General features: G+C 34.7%; 14 protein-coding genes. 2 read left to right on the top strand and 12 right to left on the bottom strand.

Translation table 11 applies throughout. From position 1 onward, the window contains the following. The first annotated feature begins 154 nt into the window (after nt 1-154). Together gltB and ACVCXO_RS18615 are read left to right on the top strand one after the other, a co-directional pair. On the top strand, nt 155-4,651 hold the full coding sequence (gltB, locus tag ACVCXO_RS18620) for a glutamate synthase large subunit (RefSeq protein ID WP_452231092.1): 4,497 nt from the start codon (nt 155-157) through the stop codon (nt 4,649-4,651). 3 nt (nt 4,652-4,654) lie between these two features. Next, complete coding sequence (locus ACVCXO_RS18615; RefSeq protein ID WP_452231091.1) at nt 4,655-6,121, top strand: glutamate synthase subunit beta; 1,467 nt, start codon at nt 4,655-4,657, stop codon at nt 6,119-6,121. On the opposite strand, the gene ACVCXO_RS18610 is transcribed toward ACVCXO_RS18615, so the two are convergent. From ACVCXO_RS18610 to ilvA, 12 genes are all read right to left on the bottom strand, one after another. Beyond that, on the bottom strand, nt 6,118-7,074 hold the full coding sequence (locus ACVCXO_RS18610) for a hypothetical protein (RefSeq protein WP_452231090.1): 957 nt from the start codon (nt 7,072-7,074) through the stop codon (nt 6,118-6,120). The genes ACVCXO_RS18615 and ACVCXO_RS18610 overlap by 4 nt on opposite strands. A gap of 56 nt (nt 7,075-7,130) precedes the next feature. Beyond that, complete coding sequence (argH, locus tag ACVCXO_RS18605; RefSeq protein ID WP_452231089.1) at nt 7,131-8,405, bottom strand: argininosuccinate lyase; 1,275 nt, start codon at nt 8,403-8,405, stop codon at nt 7,131-7,133. Nucleotides 8,406-8,504: 99 nt separating this feature from the next. After that, nucleotides 8,505-9,566, bottom strand: coding sequence for a M20 family metallo-hydrolase (locus tag ACVCXO_RS18600; RefSeq protein ID WP_452231088.1), 1,062 nt, complete (start codon nt 9,564-9,566; stop codon nt 8,505-8,507). Beyond that, entirely contained in the window at nt 9,563-10,339 is a 777-nt protein-coding gene (gene argB / locus ACVCXO_RS18595; protein ID WP_452231087.1) for an acetylglutamate kinase, read from the bottom strand. The genes ACVCXO_RS18600 and argB overlap by 4 nt, the downstream gene beginning before the upstream one ends. A gap of 93 nt (nt 10,340-10,432) precedes the next feature. Beyond that, nucleotides 10,433-11,368 carry an acetylornithine carbamoyltransferase gene (locus ACVCXO_RS18590; protein ID WP_452231086.1) on the bottom strand — a complete coding sequence of 312 codons (936 nt, stop codon included), beginning with the start codon at nt 11,366-11,368 and terminating at the stop codon, nt 10,433-10,435. Nucleotides 11,369-11,446: 78 nt separating this feature from the next. Further along, entirely contained in the window at nt 11,447-12,574 is a 1,128-nt protein-coding gene (locus ACVCXO_RS18585) for an aspartate aminotransferase family protein (protein ID WP_452231085.1), read from the bottom strand. A gap of 97 nt (nt 12,575-12,671) precedes the next feature. After that, nucleotides 12,672-13,472 (bottom strand): pyrroline-5-carboxylate reductase, encoded by an 801-nt coding sequence (gene proC / locus ACVCXO_RS18580; protein WP_452231084.1) that lies wholly within the window; start codon nt 13,470-13,472, stop codon nt 12,672-12,674. Between the two features lie 196 nt (nt 13,473-13,668). Continuing rightward, nucleotides 13,669-14,652 carry an N-acetyl-gamma-glutamyl-phosphate reductase gene (argC, locus tag ACVCXO_RS18575; RefSeq protein ID WP_452231083.1) on the bottom strand — a complete coding sequence of 328 codons (984 nt, stop codon included), beginning with the start codon at nt 14,650-14,652 and terminating at the stop codon, nt 13,669-13,671. A gap of 118 nt (nt 14,653-14,770) precedes the next feature. Continuing rightward, nucleotides 14,771-15,955 (bottom strand): argininosuccinate synthase, encoded by a 1,185-nt coding sequence (locus ACVCXO_RS18570; RefSeq protein ID WP_452231082.1) that lies wholly within the window; start codon nt 15,953-15,955, stop codon nt 14,771-14,773. After that, nucleotides 15,948-16,574, bottom strand: coding sequence for a GNAT family N-acetyltransferase (locus ACVCXO_RS18565; protein WP_452231081.1), 627 nt, complete (start codon nt 16,572-16,574; stop codon nt 15,948-15,950). Before ACVCXO_RS18565 ends, ACVCXO_RS18570 begins: the two co-directional genes overlap by 8 nt. Nucleotides 16,575-17,007: 433 nt before the next feature. Continuing rightward, nucleotides 17,008-18,600: an NADP-dependent glyceraldehyde-3-phosphate dehydrogenase gene (locus ACVCXO_RS18560; protein ID WP_452231080.1), complete on the bottom strand. Its 1,593-nt coding sequence runs from the start codon at nt 18,598-18,600 to the stop codon at nt 17,008-17,010. 175 nt (nt 18,601-18,775) lie between these two features. Further along, nucleotides 18,776-20,044, bottom strand: a complete 1,269-nt coding sequence (gene ilvA / locus ACVCXO_RS18555; RefSeq protein WP_452231178.1) for a threonine ammonia-lyase — start codon at nt 20,042-20,044, stop codon at nt 18,776-18,778. Nucleotides 20,045-20,128 lie beyond the last annotated feature (84 nt).

Below are 20,128 nucleotides of genomic sequence, written 5' to 3'. Positions count from 1 at the left end.
TTATTAGTATTCACTCATATTATTACCGAATTTTCATTTAGAACGAACTTAACTAGGGATATGAGAAAAGTGTTTCCTGCTTTTTTTTTATCAAACAATAGCTTCTATATTAGAGATATAATAAGGCTCTAAAAGCCTTTAAATTTTACTCATTATGCTTAAGAAACAAGGACTTTATTTACCAGAATTTGAACACGATAATTGTGGTGCGGGATTTATATGCAGTTTAACAGGAAAACGATCCAACGACATCATTCACAAAGCACTTGAAATCTTAGTGAAATTAGAGCATCGTGGCGCAGTAAGCGCTGATGGAGTTACAGGTGATGGCGCAGGTATTTTAATAGATATACCACATAAATTTTTTAAGATTTTTTGCGAGTTTGATTTACCTGAAGCTGGCGAATATGCAGTTAGTAATGTATTTCTTCCTAAAAAAGAAAACCAACGAGAATATTGTATTGGCATTTTTGAAAAAGAAATACAAAATCAAGGTCTTAAATTAATAGGCTGGAGAGACGTCCCTGTAAATAGCGATGTTTTAGGTAAAATCGCTAAAATAACAGAACCTTTTGTAAAGCAAATTTTTATAGGAAAGTCTAACGAAAAGCAAACAGAAAGAGAGTTCAACTTAAAATTATACGCTGCTAGAAAAATTGCAGAACACACTATATATGATTCTAAATTATCAGAATCTAAATTCTTTTACCTTCCAAGTCTATCTACCAAAATAATTATTTTCAAAGGCTTACTCATGCCAGAACATATTAATGAGTATTATCTGGATTTATTCAATTCGGCTTTAGACACTCGTTTAGCATTAGTACACCAACGTTTTTCTACCAACACATTTCCAACTTGGGATTTAGCACAACCTTTTAGATACATTTGTCATAATGGCGAAATAAACACCGTAAGAGGTAATGTATCGCGTATGTTTTCTCGTGAAGAAATCATGGAAAGCCCATTATTTGGTGAGGATATTAAAAAGATAATTCCGACTATCTTAAGAGGGAAATCCGATTCCGCAACCTTAGATATGGTTGTAGAATTATTATTAATGACAGGCCGCTCACTTCCTGAAGCCATGATGATGCTTGTTCCTGAAGCTTGGGAGAAAAACCCTAATATGTCGGATGCTAAAAAAGCATTTTACGAATTCAATTCTTGCCTGATGGAACCTTGGGACGGACCAGCTTCTATACCATTTACAGATGGTAATTTTATTGGTGCCGTTTTAGATAGAAACGGTTTACGCCCTTCTAGATATACGGTTACTAAAAAAGGAAATGTTATCATGTCTTCCGAAACCGGAGTGGTAGATATTAAACCTGAAAACGTAGAATTCCATGGTCGTTTAGAACCTGGAAAAATGTTTCTAGTAAACATGAGCGAAGGTCGAATCGTTAACGATGAAGAAATAAAAGAAGAAATTGCTTCTAAGTATCCGTACAGAAAATGGCTAGATGAAAATTTAGTACACTTACGAGATCTTTCCGCAAAACAAGGACATATTGAATACGACGAAATTGAATTAAAAAAACGGGAAGTTGTTTTTGGCTATACCGAAGAAGATTTAAATACCATCATTCGTCCGATGGCGCAACTAGGAAAAGAACCTATTGGATCTATGGGAAGCGACACGCCAATTGCGATTTTATCGGAAAGACCACAACTCATTTATAATTACTTCAAACAATTATTTGCACAAGTTACCAATCCGCCTTTAGACGGAATTCGCGAAGAACTAATTACAGATATCAGTTTAACTTTAGGAAGTGACGTAAACCTTTTCGATATTAACGCAGAGCATTGTAAAAAATTAAAAATACAGAATCCTGTAATTTCAAAACACGATTTAGACAAAATTAGAGATTATGATACGAATCCTGATTTTAAAGTCGAATCTATTTCGATGTTATATGAAGTAAATCGTGGACTAAACGAATTAGAAGTTGCTCTTGAAAACTTAGTAACTAAAGCCTCAAAAGCAATAGATGAAGGTGCAAACATTATTATTTTATCCGATAGATTTGTAGATGAAAATCACGCACCAATTCCTGCTCTTTTAGCATGTTCTTATGTAAATCATGCTTTGCACAAATTGAAAAAACGCTCCAGAATTAGTTTAATTATTGAATCTGCCGAACCTCGTGAAGTACACCATTTCGCTCTATTATTTGGTTATGGCGCAAGTGCTGTAAACCCATATATTGTAAACGAAATTGTTCAAGAACAAATTAACAATGCAGATCTTACTGATTTAGAATATTTAGCTGCCATTAAAAATTATAATAAAGCAGTGGGAAAAGGAATTCTGAAAGTAATGAACAAAATTGGAATCTCCACTCTAAACTCCTATCGCGGCTCCCAATTGTTTGAATGCATCGGAATAAATACGGCTACCGTTGAAAAATATTTCCCAAACACACCAACCAGAATTCAAGGTATTGGCTTAAGAGAAATTGAACAAGAAATTGTAAAACGTCATAAAAGAGCATTTCATAAAAACATAGAACCAGATATCGAAGTTGGTGGAGAATACAGATGGAGACGCGGACAAGAAAAGCACATGTTTAATCCATTAACGGTTGCAAAACTTCAAGAATCGGTAAGAACCAATAAAGCCTCTACTTTCAAAGAGTTTTCAGATTTAGTTAACGATCAATCTAAAAGTTTAATGACGATTAGAGGATTGTTTGAGTTTGATCAATTTGATCCAATTCCATTAGAAGAAGTAGAACCTTGGACAGAAATAGTAAAACGCTTTAAAACTGGAGCCATGTCTTATGGTTCGATTAGTAAAGAAGCACATGAAAATTTAGCCGTTGCCATGAATAGAATTGGAGGGAAATCTAATTCTGGTGAAGGCGGAGAAGATCAAGAACGTTTCTACAAAAGCTCACAAGGAGATTGGAAAAACTCTGCAATCAAGCAAGTTGCTTCCGGTAGATTTGGTGTAACATCCAACTACCTAACAAGCGCGAGCGAAATTCAAATAAAAATAGCGCAAGGTGCAAAACCTGGTGAAGGTGGACAATTACCCGGACCAAAAGTAAATCCAGAAATTGCTAAGACAAGAAACTCCACTCCTTATGTTGGATTAATTTCACCACCACCACATCACGATATTTATTCTATTGAAGATTTATCGCAATTAATTTACGATGTAAAATCAGCAAATAGAACAGCAAGAATCAATGTGAAACTGGTTTCCGAAATTGGCGTAGGTACCGTTGCAGCAGGAGTTGCAAAAGCAAAAGCAGATGTTATTTTAATCGCCGGTTTTGATGGAGGAACAGGAGCAACACCTTTAACTTCTCAAAAACATACAGGCTTACCTTGGGAACTTGGTGTTGCTGAAGCACAGCAAACTTTAGTAATGAACGACCTTAGAAATCGTATTGTTTTAGAATGCGACGGACAATTAAAAACGGGTCGAGATGTTGCAATCGCATGTTTATTAGGAGCAGAAGAATTTGGTTTTGCAACCGCACCTTTAGTAGCTTCTGGTTGTATTATGATGCGTGTTTGTCACCTAAACACTTGCCCAGTTGGTATAGCAACTCAGAATCCAGAATTACGTAAAAAGTTTAAAGGCAAACCGGAACACGTGGTTAACTACATGTATTTTGTAGCACAAGAGTTACGTGAAATTATGGCAAAACTTGGATTTAGAACCATCAACGAAATGGTTGGACAATCTCAAAAACTAAATAGAAACAAAGCGATTGACCATTATAAATCTTCAGGAATAGACTTAACACCTATTCTACACAAAGTAGAAGTTGCGGAAGACGTAAAATTATACAACACCTATTGTCAAGACCACAACCTGAATGTGCATTTAGATTTTAAAATCATAAAACAAGCGCATCAAGCATTATTTAGAAGGCAAAAAACGTATCTAGAAATGCCTATCACAAATGTAGACCGAGCAGTTGGCGCAGTAATAAGTAACGAAATTTCCAAAATTTATGGTGCAGATGGTTTACCAGAAGACACTATAGATATTCAATTTAGTGGTTCTGCCGGTCAAAGTTTTGGCGCATTTGCTACCAAAGGATTAAAATTCACTGTCCACGGTAACACAAATGATTACTTAGGAAAAGGATTATCTGGAGCAAAAATAATTATCAAAGTTCCCGAAAAATGCACCATTATTCCTGAAGATAACATCATTACCGGAAACGTAACTTTATATGGAGCAACCTCAGGGGAAGTGTATATAAACGGAAAAGCTGGAGAACGTTTTTGTGTTAGAAATTCTGGCGCAAAAGCAGTTGTAGAAGGTATTGGAGATCATGGATGTGAGTATATGACTGGTGGCGTTGCCGTTATTCTTGGGGCCGTAGGAAGAAATTTCGGAGCAGGAATGAGTGGCGGAGTTGCCTACGTTTTGGACCAAGACGGAAGCTTTAAACAAAATTGTAATGCGGATGATTTAAATATCGATCCATTAGACAACGAGACGGACATCCTTCAGTTGAAACAATTAATCGAAAATCATTTTGAAGCAACTGGAAGTCCGTTAGCGGAACGTATTTTAAAAGACTGGAACAAGTACCTTCCGAAGTTTAAAAAAGTATTACCAGAAGAATACAGACAAGCCTTAGTAAGATTAGAACAAGAACAATTAGAATTAGCGTAAATTATGGGAAAGATAACAGGATTTTTAGAGTTTGAACGCGAAAACGAAAGTTATATAGCGCCAGAAAAGCGTATAGAAAATTACAAAGAATTTACGATTCCGTTAAAAAAAGACCACCTGCAAGATCAAGGCGCAAGATGTATGGATTGCGGAATTCCGTTTTGCCATAGTGGTTGTCCGCTAGGTAATTTAATTCCAGATTTTAACGATAAAGTCTACAAAGGGAAATGGAAAGAAGCTGCTGAAATTTTACACAAAACCAACAACTTTCCAGAGTTCACTGGACGCTTATGTCCTGCACCTTGTGAAGAAGCCTGTGTTTTAGGAATTAATGAAGATCCAGTAACCATAGAAAATATTGAAAAAAATATTGTAGAAACCGCCTTTAATGAAGGTTGGATTGTTGCACATCCTCCAAAAGTTAGAACCGAAAAAACCGTGGCTGTTATTGGCTCTGGACCTGCCGGTTTAGCTACTGCACAACAATTAAATCGCGCAGGACATACTGTTACCGTTTTTGAACGCGACGAAAAAGTTGGTGGCTTATTACGTTATGGTATTCCAGATTTTAAAATGGAAAAGAATGTGATTGACAGACGTGTTGCGGTTTTAGAAGAAGAAGGAATTATATTTAAAACCAATGCTCATGTTGGCGTAAACGTGGACGCTACCCAATTAAAAGACGATTTTGATGCGGTTATTTTATGTGGTGGAGCAACGGTAAGGAGAAACATTCCTATACCTGGAGCAGATTTAAAAGGCGTGACGCAAGCGATGGATTTTCTTAAACTAAACAACCAATATGTAGATGGTTTAGTAGATTTTAAAGATGTAATTTCTGCTAAAGACAAAAACATCATCGTAATTGGTGGTGGTGACACAGGAAGTGATTGCATAGGAACTTCCAATCGTCATGGCGCAACATCCGTTACCAATTTTGAAATTTTAAGCAAACCTTCCGAAGGTAGACCAGCAAATCAACCTTGGCCATATTGGCCTATGAAGCTAAAAACAACTTCCTCTCACCAAGAAGGTGTAGATCGTTTTTTTAGTATTTCTACTAAAGAATTTTTAGGTGATAAGAAAGGAAACTTAACCGGATTAAAAACCGTGGAAGTAGAATGGATTTTCACACCTGGAGAAAGACCACAACTTAAAGAAGTACCAAATACGGAAAAAGACTGGAAATGCGATATCGCATTATTAGCACTCGGATTTACAGGTGCTGAAAAAACGCTAGCTGACCAATTCGGTTTAAAAATGGATTTTAGAACCAATATCGAAGCAACTACCAAAGATTACAAAACGAATGTTCCAGGAGTTTTTGCCGCTGGAGATATGCGTCGCGGACAATCATTAATTGTTTGGGCAATCTCAGAAGGAAGACAAGCAGCTCATCATATTGACACCTATTTAATGGGAGAATCTTGTTTACCATTAAAGGATGATAGTGATTTACCAAGGGTCTAGTTAAACTCATAAAATAATTCATCTACAACATTTACATTATGCTCCTTAAGCAAACGTATTAAAGATATCCATTGTGATTCTTTTAAACTGCTTGACTGAAATGAAGTAATACTGTAATCTTTGTAGATGATTTTTATGGATGGTTCTTTTTTTAATTTTTGCTCAAAACCTATTAACCTAACTTCATCTAGATTTATTTGAATTTTAGAATGTAAAAAAACATGGTTTTTTACTAATAAAAACTTACCATCTATAACAAAATAGTACGATTGAAAACCAAATACGAAAAGTGAAATAAGTGGAATCGCTAAAAGTACTAACACTCCCACAAAAGTCATAGAAGACCAACTATGCCATAGCATAAAACTAGACAAAACAATAAAAAAAACCATCAAACCCCCATTGAATGACATCATAAAACTCCCTTTAAACACACTCTTATTAAATGGTTTAATTGATTCATTAGTATTATCATCATAGGAATTGGTAACTTTTAAATCCTTCTTATTTTTAAAATATCGTCTTAATGAAGGCATGTTTTTATAATACATTGAGAATAACTCTAGCACTTCTCCACTTTTCAAATGAATAGTAAGAGTATCTTCTTTTAAATATTGCATTAATATTTTTTCATATCTATTTTTAACAATAGAAACTTTTTTAACATCATTCCATGAATAAAATTCTTTTCCAAACACATTTTTAACTTCAATTCCCTTTTCAAAAAAAACATATTTCTTAAAAACTATTAAATAATGACGAATACTCCAGAATAACAGCAAGACAAACACCAAAACACACCAAATAGGAGTTTTATATAATGGTGCACCATCAATTGTCATTTCAACAGACAGAAAAGATATAATTGAAATTAAAAAAACAACAAACAAACTTGTGATTATTGGAAATACAACAACCTGTTTTATTGAAAATTTACTTGAAATAATTTTCATCAAATTTAATAAATATTTTAATTTATAAGTCAAGTAAAAACCATAAACGTTACAATCTACCTAGGATATTTAGTTCTAATCCCATCCAAACACAAATTACCAATACTACCAACATGCGTATGTTTTTTAGAAGTATCTGGCACATAGGTTCCATTCTCCACTTCACCACCAATCTTTTGATACGCTTCCCTAAAAGGCATTCCTTCTACCACCAAAGTATTAATATTATCTACCGTAAACAGGTATTGGTATTTGGCATCGTTTAAATCGATATGTTTTACAATTACTTGCTGAATGGCATAATTAAAAATATCCAACAGATCTTTTACATCTTCAATAGCAGCAATTATATTCTCTTTTAATAACTGAAAATCTCTGTGGTAACCACTTGGTAAATTATTGGTGATTAAAACCATTTCGGTATGCAACGCTTGGATTTTATTTGCCTTTCCTCTAATCAATTCAAAAACATCCGGATTCTTTTTATGTGGCATGATACTACTTCCTGTAGTTAACTCATCAGGAAAAGCGATGAAGCCAAAATTCTGACTGTTATACACACAAATATCCATTGCAAAACGCGCCAATGTATTACACACACTTCCTAAAGCTAATGCAATAGTACGTTCACTTTTTCCTCTGCTCATTTGTGCGGCAACCACATTATATTTTAAGGTGGTAAAATTCAATTCTTTAGTTGTTAATTCTCTATCAATAGGAAATGAACTTCCGTAACCTGCAGCAGAACCTAACGGATTTTGATCTACCGTTTTTAAGGCTGCGTTTAGTAAATATACATCATCAATTAAAACCTCAGCATAGGCAGAAAACCACAATCCGAAGGAAGACGGCATGGCAACTTGTAAATGCGTATAACCAGGAAGCAATGCTTCTTTATGTGTTTCGGCTAAACCCAAAAGTGTTTCAAAAAACGTTTTTGTTTTATCGTTAATTTCTTGTAAATTCTCTTTGTAGTATAATTGAAGTGCCACTAAAACTTGATCGTTTCTAGAACGCGCAGTATGGATTTTCTTTCCTACATCCCCCAAAGTTTTGGTAAGTTCATATTCTATTTTAGAATGCACATCTTCAAACGAAGCTTCAATGACAAAGGTTCCATTTTCTATAGTTTCAGCAATCTCGTTTAATCCACTTTTAAGTTGTTGTAATTCTTCCGAAGAAATTATTCCGATAGATTCCAACATTATAGCATGTGCTAAAGACGCTTGCACATCATACTTTGCAATATGCATGTCAATCTCTCTATCGTTTCCAACCGTAAATTGTTCTATTTTTTTGTCGATACTTATTCCTTTGTCCCAGAGTTTCATAATTTGATTTTTTATTGTCATTGCGAGGAAGAGTGACGAAGCAATCTGCTCCTTAACCATGAGGTTGCTTCACTTTGTTCGCAAGGACGTTTCACTTTTTTAAAGTACTTTTTCTAACAATTCAATATAAATTTTAATCCCTTCTTCAATCTCATGCACGTAAATATATTCATCGGCAGAATGCGATCTTGTACTATCACCAGGTCCTAATTTTAAAGAAGCACAAGTTAAAACTGCTTGATCGGAAAGTGTTGGCGAACCATAAGTACTTCTGCCAATTTGAATTCCTGCAATTACCAATGGATGATCGATTGGAATAGACGACGAATTTAATTTTATACTTCTTGGAATAATACTATCACAAGGCGCTTCCTTTTGAAGGATATCTACAATATTTTGATTGGTATACTTATCATTTACACGAACATCCACCACTAATTTAACATCTGCAGGAACCGCATTATGTTGTTTCCCTGCATTTATTTGTGTGACAGTCATCTTCACTTCCCCTAAAGCTTCCGAGGCTTTATCAAACTTGTAATTTTTAAACCATTCTAAAATCGAAATCGAATTATAAATCGCATTATTATCGTTTGGATGTGCAGCATGACTTGGCGTTCCTTTTACAACGGCATCAAATACTACTAAACCTTTTTCGGCAACAGCAAGATGCATCAGCGTTGGTTCCCCAACAATAGCAACATCCACTTTAGGAATTACTTTCAACATGCTATTTAAACCATTATCGCCACTACTTTCTTCTTCCGCGGAAGCGACAATAACCAGATTATAATTTAGGTCTTGTTTGTTATAAAAATACGCAAAAGTTGCCAATAAACTCACCAAACAACCTCCAGCATCATTACTGCCCAAACCATATAATTTCCCATCTTCTACAATCGCTTTAAACGGATCTTTAGTATAGCCATTATTGGGTTTTACCGTGTCGTGATGGGAGTTTAACAATAACGTTGGCTTGCTATCGTCAAAATGTTTATTGGTAGCCCAAACATTATGTTTCGTTCTATTAAAAGGAATATCTTGTTGTACAAACCACTGTTCAATATGTGCTGCCGTCGGACCTTCTTCCGAAGAAAACGATTGTGTTTCTATTAACTGCTTTAATAAAGCAATTGCTCTTGTTGTTAATTTTTCTATCATTTGGTAATGGTTGTGTGTTTACTATTTTTATTAAAAAGCATGTCTGATTTTCCAATACAAACTTTCTGAACTTGATGCTGTATCGCATGAAAACAATTGTTTAATTTAGGAAGCATGCCTTCGTAAATAATTCCGTTTTCAACAAGTGCTTTATAGGTTTCTGTGTTTATATTTTCGATTACGGAAGCATCATTATTCACATCTTCTAAAACACCATTTTTTTCAAAACAATAATATAATTCGGTGTTATAAACAGATGCAAAACCAATTGCTAATTCGGAAGCAATCGTATCTGCATTTGTATTTAAAAGCTGCCCTTTTTCATCGTGCGTGATCGCACAAAAAACAGGAGTTACACTATTATTTAAAAGCAGTTCTACCGTTTTTGTATTTACCTTTTTAACGTCTCCAGCAAAACCATAATCGATAGGTTTTGATGGTCTTAAATCGGAAACTATCGTATTCCCATCTGCTCCCGAAAAACCAATAGCATTACATTTATTGGCTTGCAATTGTGCTACTATATTTTTATTTATCTTTCCAGCATACACCATCGTGATAATATCTAAAGTCACTTGATCGGTTACGCGTCGTCCATCTATCATTTTAACTTCCACTTGCATTTGTTCTGCAAGCTTGGTAGCTAATTTTCCACCGCCATGCACTAGAATCTTAGGAGTATCTATCGTTGCAAATTCTTTTAAGAATTGTTGCAAAGCAGCAGCGTCATCAATAATGTTTCCGCCTATTTTTATGATTTTTAGTGTTTTCATTCCCATCCTAACCTTCCCAAAGGGAAGGATTTTATCTTTTAGTTTTAGACCTACAAGGTTTTTAAAACCTCGCAGGACTTATAATTCAAAATATTACAATGCTTCCAAAATCTGCTTCAGCACAATTTGCGCTGCAAAAGTTCTATTATTAGCTTGCTGCATCACCAGAGAATTTTCACCATCTAAAACAGCATCTTCCACCACCACATTTCGTCTAACTGGTAGGCAATGCATAAATTTTGCCTTTCCTAGTTTCGCTTTGGTCATCATCCAATTTTTATCTTGGCTCAACACTTTTCCGTAGTCACTATAACAACTCCAATTTTTTACATACACAAAATCGGCATCTTTTAATGCTTCTTCTTGGTTGTAATTTATTGGCGTATTTTTCGATATCTCTTCGCTCAACTCATATCCTTTAGGATGCGTAATGATTAAATCAACATCCATGTTTTGCATCATTTCTACAAACGAGTTTGCAACTGCTTGCGGCAACGCTTTTGGATGTGGCGCCCAAGACAATACCACTTTTGGTTTCGCTTTTTCGGTTAATTCGGTAATGGTAATCGCATCGGCCAAAGCCTGCAAAGGATGTGCTATTGCACTTTCCATATTTACAATTGGCACTGTCGCATATTTAACAAAGCTATTCATTACAAATTCACTTGCATCTTTTTGCTTATCTGTTAAACTTGGAAATGCTCTAACAGCAATTACATCGGCATATTGCGATATCACTTGCGCAGCTTCTTTTATATGTTCCGACGTATTCGCATTCATGATCGTCCCATCTTCAAACTCTAGATTCCAAGCGTCATTCACATTTAGAATCATGACCTGCATGCCTAAGTTTTTCGCCGCTTTTTCGGTACTTAATCGCGTACGTAAACTGGCATTAAAGAATAACATAACCAAGGTTTTATTTTTTCCTAAGTCTTGGAATTCAAAAGGATTCATTTTTAATAGAATGGCTTCCTTAATGGTTTCTTGAAGATTAGATATATCTTTTATGTTGGTGTATTTTTTCATATTCATTTCCCACAAAAGTGGAAATCTTTTATTAAACTTTAATTCTAAGGCTATACACCCTTAAATTATTTCATTTCACTATCTTAATTCACTTTTCAAAGCCTCAAAAAACAAATCGATATGTTCTTTTTGGATCGTTAAAGGCGGAAGAATTCGTATTAAATTAGGATTCTTTGCACTTCCTGTAAATATTTTATGATCGAAAATCAGCTTTTTACGAAGTTCCGAAATTGGAAAATCAAATTCCAAACCAAGCATTAAACCTCTTCCTTTTACCTTTTTTATTGCAGAAATTTCATTCGCTTTTTCTACAAAATACGCGGAGATTTCTTTTACATTTTGCATCAAATTCTCTTCTTCAATAACTTCTAGAACAGCGGAAGAAGCAACACATGCTAAATGATTTCCGCCAAAAGTGGTTCCCAACAAACCAAAAGAAGCTTTGATATCTGGATGAATTAAAATACCTCCAATTGGAAAACCATTTCCCATTCCTTTTGCAATCGAAATAATATCCGGAGTCACGTTATATTTTTGAAACGCGAAGAAATCGCCAGTTCTACCAAAGCCAGATTGCACCTCATCTGCAATAAAACAAGTATTGTACTTTTCACACAATGCATCGATGCCTTCATAGAATGCAGCAGTACTTTCATCTAAGCCGCCAACACCTTGAATACACTCGATAATAACAGCACAAACATCTTCTTTTGCTAATGCTTTTTCGACGGATTCTAAATCGCCTAATTCTAAAATTTCGACTTCCTGTTGTGCGTTTATTGGCGCAATAATTTTAGGATTATCGGTTGCCGCAACTGCTGCCGACGTACGGCCATGAAATCCGTTTTTAAAAGCAACAACCTTTTTCTTTCCGTTATGAAAGGATGCTAACTTCAATGCATTTTCATTCGCTTCTGCTCCAGAATTACACAAAAACAACTGATAGTCTTTACAACCAGAAACCGCTTCCAACTTATTTGCCAAAGCAACTTGTAACGGATTCTGAATCGAGTTACTATAAAACCCTAATTTAGCAACTTGATCGCTAATATTTTTTACATATTTAGGATGTGAATGCCCAATAGAAATCACGGCATGTCCACCATACAAATCTAAATATTTGGTATTGTTTTCATCAAAAACAAAGACATCTTCTGCTTTTACAGGAGTGATATCGAATAATGGATATACATTAAATAAACTCATATTTATTCTTTTTTATCCTTCAAGGTTTTAAAACCCTGCAGGTATTTCACTTATCGAAAAACAAACCTACAAGGTCTTAGACACCTTGCAGGAGTTTCTAAATTTGCTCTTTTTTGATGTTGCTTATTTTATTAAACGAAGCAACCATACCTTGAATTAAAGAGGAACTCAATCCTTTATGTTCCATTTCATTTAAACCTTCAATAGTACAACCTTTTGGCGTGGTTACTCTATCTATTTCTTCTTCTGGATGATTCCCATTGGTAATCAATAAACTCGCAGCTCCTTCACTAGTATACATGGCTAATTCTTGCGCTTCTTTTGCATCAAAACCCAACTGAATTGCCGCTTGTGTTGTCGCTCTAATTAAACGCATCCAAAAGGCAACACCACTTGCACAAACTACCGTCGCTGCTTGCATCTGGTTTTCTGGAATACTTAATGAATGTCCTAAACGGTTAAAAATAGCTTCTGCAATTTTAATACGTTTTTCTCCTTGTTCATTACAACACAAACAAGTCATCGATTTACCAACTGCAATTGCCGTATTTGGCATGGCACGAATGATATATTTATCTGCACCAACAATATCTTCCATCTTCGGAATTAAAAACCCTGTAATAGTAGAAATTAACACATGCTTTTCGGTTAAATATTCTTTTATGTCCTTTAAAATCCCTTCAAAATGGGCTGGTTGCACAGCAAAAATGATAATATCCGACTGTTTTACAGCTTCCATATTATCTGTAGTTAAATGCACATTTTTATAGCCATCAAACTCTTGAATGCCTTCTAAATTCCGCTTGGTTAAATATAAACTAGTAATCGCGTTGTTGGTTATTAATCCTTTTGCGATGGATTTCCCTAAGTTTCCTGTTCCTATGATTGCTATTTTCATTCTTTTTCCTTTTTTCATTTCCACAAAGGCGGAAATCTTTATTTTCTGTTTTTTTTAGCGTTACCACAAGGGTCGCGCTTTACACTATATCTTTTTTGTCTTGTTCTCGATACAAATTTGCTCATGCTTCACAAATTCACTCGAACTGACGTCAAAAAAGGATGCCGTTCCAATCGCTAACGCAGCAGCAGTACTTCTAAAAATAATTTGCTTTCAATTTCAAACCTTCCGATTCTTCAAAACCATACATTAAATTCATATTTTGAACTGCTTGTCCGGAAGCACCTTTTAAAAGGTTATCAATAATACTTGTTACTAATAATTTATCTTCATGTTTATGTAAATGAAGGATACATTTATTAGTATTCACCACTTGCTTTAAATGAATCTCTTCATCAGAAACTACGGTAAAAGCAGCATCTTTATAAAACTCGGAATACAACTTTTTTGCATCTTCCAAACTGCCGGCATATTTGGTATACATGGTAGCAAAAATTCCTCTAGAAAAGTCGCCACGATTGGGCATGAAATTGATTTCAGAAGCAAAGTCAGATTGCAAAATTTTAACCGACTGATTAATCTCTCCTAAATGCTGATGTGTAAAAGCTTTATAATGTGAGAAATTATTATCTCTCCATGTAAAATGTGTGGTTTCCGACAAGGATGTTCCTGCTCCTGTTGCTCCTGTCACTGCATTAATATGCACATCGTTTTGTAAAACTTCCGCTTTAGCTAAAGGCAATAATGCAGATTGAATTGCGGTTGCAAAACAACCTGGATTCGCAATATAATTCGCTTTTTTAATGGCTTCCTTATTTAATTCCGGCAAACCATAAACAAAGGTTTTATTATCAAAAACAGCATCTTCAGTCAATCTAAAATCATTACTTAAATCGATGATCTTAGTGCTTTTCGAAAATGTATTTTTCTCTAAAAAAGCTTTGGAATTCCCATGCCCTAAACACAAGAACAATACATCGATTTCCGTATTAATTTCGCTTGAGAACACCAATTCTGTAGAACCAATTAAATCCTGATGCACTTTATATAATTTGTTTCCCGCATTAGAAGTACTGAATACAAAATCGATTTCTACTTTAGAATGATGAATTAATAATCTTATTAATTCTCCTGCTGTATATCCGGCTCCTCCTATTATTCCCGCTTTTATTTTTTTCATTTCAATTCTATTTTCACACCCCTAAAATTTCCTCAAGGGGACAATTGTCTAATTTAAAAGATTGCCTTGCCACTTGAGCGGACTTGAGGGGTGTTTTGTACCTGACAGGTCTGTACTCCTATTTAGAGTTTACTTGTTGATAGATTTTGTTTTGATTCCCAAGAATCTTAATAAACCCTTTTGCCTCCTCTGCAGTCCAACCTTTATTTTCTTCCCCATAACTTCCAAATTTCGCGTTCATTAAATCGTGCTTTGAAATAATTCCGTCTAAAGAAAAATGATACGGTTTCAAGGTTACAAAAACATCTCCCGATACTTTGTCTTGGCTACTTTGTAAAAAGGCTTCCATGTCACGCATTACAGGATCTAAATATTGACCTTCATGCAAATGCATTCCGTAGAAACTAGATAAATAATCTTTATGCTGTAATTGCCATTTGGTCAACGTATGTTTCTCTAATAAATGATGTGCTTTTATAGTTACCAAAGCTCCTGCAGCTTCAAAACCAACACGACCTTTAATGCCTACAATCGTATCTCCAACATGAATATCTCTACCAATAGCGTAGGCAGATGCCAGATTATTTAAAATTTCAATGTTTTTTTGAGAAGAACCTTTCCTTCCATTTACCGCAACGAACTCGCCTTTATCAAAAGTTAACACCACTTTATCTTCTCCTTCTTTTTTTAATTGTGAAGGATAAGCACTTTCTGGCAATGCTTTTTCCGACGTTAATGTTTCTTCTCCACCAACACTTGTTCCCCAAAGCCCTTTATTGACCGAGTATTTTGCTTTTTCCCAAGATGCTTCAATTCCGTTTTCCTTAAGGTAATCAATCTCTTGTTGCCTGGTTAGTTTCCCATCTCTAATTGGTGTGATGATTTTAATCTGTGGGGCCAATGTTTGAAAAATCATATCAAAACGTACTTGATCATTTCCTGCTCCTGTGCTTCCGTGGGCAATATATGCTGCGCCAATACTTTTAGCATATTCTACAATTTCTATTGCTTGAATGATACGCTCTGCACTTACAGATAAAGGATACGTGTTATTTTTAAGTACATTTCCGAAGATTAAATACTTCACCACTTTTTTATAAAAAGTAGCAACTGCATCTATATTCTTATACGTAGAAACACCCATTTTGTATGCATTACTTTCAATCTCCTTAATTTCTTCCGAAGTAAAACCACCTGTATTTACACTTACCGCATGCACCTCGTATCCCGCTTTACTTAAACTTACTGCGCAATAGGATGTATCTAATCCTCCGCTATATGCTATGACTAATTTTTTACTCATCTTTCTTTTCTTTTTTTAAAAACATGGTCTGTTTTATGTTCTTTAATCTCGTCCACACTTTTTTATCGTACGTATGTTCGTGCGTTTTTTTCACTTCTTTAGAAGGATCATAAAGCATACCTGTACACAAGCACATTTTTTGCTCCGTTCTTGTTAAAACATCGAAATTTTTGCAGGTTTGACAGCCATTCCAAAAGGATTGATCTTCTGTTAATTCTGAAAACGTAACTGGCTTATAACCTAAGTTACTATTCATTTTCATAACCGCTAAACCTGTAGTAATACTAAAGACTTTTGCATCCGGGAACTTGGTTCTAGAATGCTCGAATATTTTCTTCTTAATTTGCTTCGCTAAACCTAGATTTCTAAAATCTGGATGCACAATTAGCCCAGAATTGGCTACAAATTTGCCATGACTCCATTGTTCTATATAGCAAAAACCAGCAAATTTATCGCCGTCTAAAGCAATAACCGCATTACCATTTTCCATTTTGGTAATCACGTATTCTGGTTTGCGCTTTGCAATCCCAGTTCCTCTAACTTGAGCTGCATCTGCAATAGTTTCGCAAATAATGTCTGCGTAAATACTGTGTGATTTATTCGCAATAACAATTTCCATTGTAATTGATTTTAAATTATAAATAGGTTGATTTTGATTTTTTTCTGAAAGCAGAACCGGACTCACCTTAGTTCTATATATAGAAGCACACCCTAAGGGCGACGACGGAAAATTGGACGTATGTCCATCTTGTTATTATTTCTAATAACTATATTTAATACTGTAAATATTTGTGATGGATTGTTCAATGTAAAAAAAATAAAAACGGTTAACGAAATAGCTTGAAGTATGCGTATTAGCGACAGCGTCTACGCGTTGGTAAACTTATGGGTGTTTCGTTTTTATTTATTGTTTTAAACATAATGTAAAGCTATAAATTAATTTGATACGAACTAAGAAAATATTCATTTTATATGAATTATTATGATAATCGTTATTCTTAAGCCTAATAATTATACAAATCTCATTATTAGGCGTTACCGCATTAAAAAAACTATAAAATATAATCTGTACTCACAAAATTAGAAGCTCTAGAATCTAATAATTCCTTTAAAATAGCATTATTATAATCGTTGTCTTTAGAAGCCACAAAAGTTCTAATAGAAAAAGAACGCAAAGCATCATGTACACTTAATGTTGCAACAGCAGAATCTTTTCTTCCTGTAAATGGATATACATCTGGTCCACGCTGACAAGAGCTATTTAAGTTTACACGACAAACTAAGTTCACCAAAGTATCAATTAATGGCGCTAATGTTTTCACATCTTGCCCAAACAAACTTACTTGTTGTCCGTAATTAGAAGCCGCCATATCATCTAAAGGCTCTTCAATATCACTAAATGGAACCACAGGAATTACGGGTCCGAATTGCTCTTCTTGAAATACGCGCATGTCTTTACTTACTGGATACAAAACTGCTGGAAAAATATAATTATCAGTAGTTTCACCACCTTTTGCATTAATAACTTTTGCTCCTTTTGCAGTAGCATCATCCATTAATTCTTGAATATATGCTGGTTTATCTGGTTCTGGTAATGGTGTTAATTTCGCACCATCTTCCCAAGGATTTCCAAATTTAAGCGCATCTACTTTCGCGGAGAAGCGTTTATTAAATTCTTCTACTACATCTTCATGCACATATAACACTTTTAACGCAGTACAACGTTGTCCGTTAAAAGATGTAGCGCCTGCAATACATTCGTCTATTGCTAAATCTAAATCCGCATCTTTTAATACAATCGCAGGATTTTTAGCTTCCAAACCTAAAACCAAACGCAGTCTATTACTTTTTGGATGTTGATTCTGTAACGCATTTGCTGATTTACTATTTCCAATTAAGGCTAACACATCGACTTTACCAGATTGCATGATTGGCGTTGCGACTGTTCTTCCTCTTCCATAAATAATATTAACAACACCTTTTGGAAAACTAGTTTGGAAAGCTTCCAATAAAGGAGAAATTAATAAAACACCATGCTTTGCTGGCTTAAAAATGGCTGTATTTCCCATAATTAAAGCAGGAATTAAAAGTGCAAAGGTTTCATTTAAAGGATAATTATAAGGTCCTAAACATAGAACAACACCTAAAGGCCCACGACGAATATGTGCATTTACTCCGGCATTTTTTTCAAACTTCGCACTATCGCGATCCATTTGTTTATAATCTTCAATAGTATCATAAATATACTCGACTGTTCTATCGAACTCTTTTTCAGAATCTGGTAGATTTTTACCAATTTCCCACATTAAGAGTTTCACTATTTCTGCTCGTTTGGTTTTCATTTGCGAAACAAACTTTTCCATACAAGCAATACGATCTACCACTTTCATGGTTGGCCATAAACCTTGTCCTTTATTATACGCTAAAGATGCAGCATCTAAAGCCTCTAAAGCTTCCTTTTCTCCTAAAGTTGGAATACTTCCTAACAAAGTAGGTTTATATTCTTCAGTAGAAGATATGGTAGAAAAAACTTGTGAAGTTTCTCCACTCCAAGGTATTAATTCTCCTCCAACCAAATAAGTATCTTGATTAGTTTGATTTGTGATTTGAAAGGCTTCTGGAATAATCGAAAAAGGTGTTTTCATTTGTGAAATATTAAAATATTATAGCGCTAATTTCAAATAAAAAGCCCACGTAACCAATTATAAACAAAAGATTTAGTGAATTATCATAAATTTAAACTTTTAAATATTTATAACTCATTACTAAAACGTTTTAGCAAAAACATAATTCATTTTTATAAATTATTCAAATGAAATATTAAACTAAAAACTGAAATAAATCTGGTTTATCATTTAAATAGTCTCCATAAAAATTATGGAGTTTCATTTTAGTAATTAATGGCTCTAAATCATCTGGAGATTTTAACTCCAATCCAACGACAGCCACATCATTTTCACGGTTTGCTTTTTTGGTATATTCAAAATGCGTAATATCATCATTCGGACCTAAAATATCGACTACAAAATCTCTTAAAGCTCCTGAACGCTGTGGGAATTTCACAATAAAATAATGTTTTAAATTAGCATACAACAGCGCACGTTCTTTGATCTCTGCAGTACGTGTGATATCGTTATTACTTCCGCTAATTACGCATACCACATTTTTACCTTTTATTTCTTCGGAAAACTGTTCTAAAGCAGAAAGACTTAAGGCTCCGGCTGGTTCTACAATAATAGCATCTTTATTATATAAATCTAAAATAGTCTGGCAAACCTTACCTTCATCAACGGTAACCACACGATGTAATGTCTCTTTACAAATTGCAAAATTTAAATCTCCAACACGTTTCACGGCAGCACCATCGACAAAGCTGTCTATGGTTTTTAATTCTGTATTTCTATTTGCTCGAATAGAAGTTAACATAGCAGGCGCACCTTTTGGCTCTACACTAATAATTTTTGTTTGCGGGGATAGAATTTTAAAAACAGACGACAATCCAGATGCAAGTCCGCCACCACCAACCGGTACAAAAACATAATCGATAGGATGTGATTCTGCTTGATCTATAATTTCTAAACCAACCGTTGCCTGGCCTTCAATAACTTTCTCATCATTAAAAGGATGAATAAACGTTTTATTTAAACGTTCACACTCTTCCATTGCTGCATGACTAGCATCATCAAACGTATCCCCAACCAAAATAACATCGACATATTCTTCACCAAACATTTTTACCTGCTCAATTTTCTGATTAGGTGTTGGTGAAGGCATAAAAATAGTTCCTTTTATTTTTAAAAGCTTACATGAAATAGCAACGCCTTGCGCATGATTTCCTGCACTAGCACAAACTATTTCATTCTCAATTTGCGTCGGACTTAAAGAAGCAATTTTATTATAGGATCCTCGAATCTTATACGATCGCACCTCTTGTAAATCCTCTCTTTTAAAAAAAATATTAGCACCAAAATGCTTAGAATAGCGCGCGTTTCTAATTAAAGGTGTTACAGATGCGATCCCTTTCAATCTTTCGGCAGCAGCTTCAATAGCTTCTAGTGTTGGTCTGTATGTTGTTTTGATTTCTTCCATTCCCCTAAATCCCCAAAGGGGACTTTTAATCTGCAAAAGCAGGATTTTTTTTAAACACCTACAAGGTTTTGGAAACCTTGTAGG

It is taken from the genome of Lacinutrix sp. MEBiC02404 (assembly GCF_053601575.1).
Note: the sequence above shows the minus strand (reverse complement) of the source record. Positions and strands in the feature narration are given on the sequence as shown.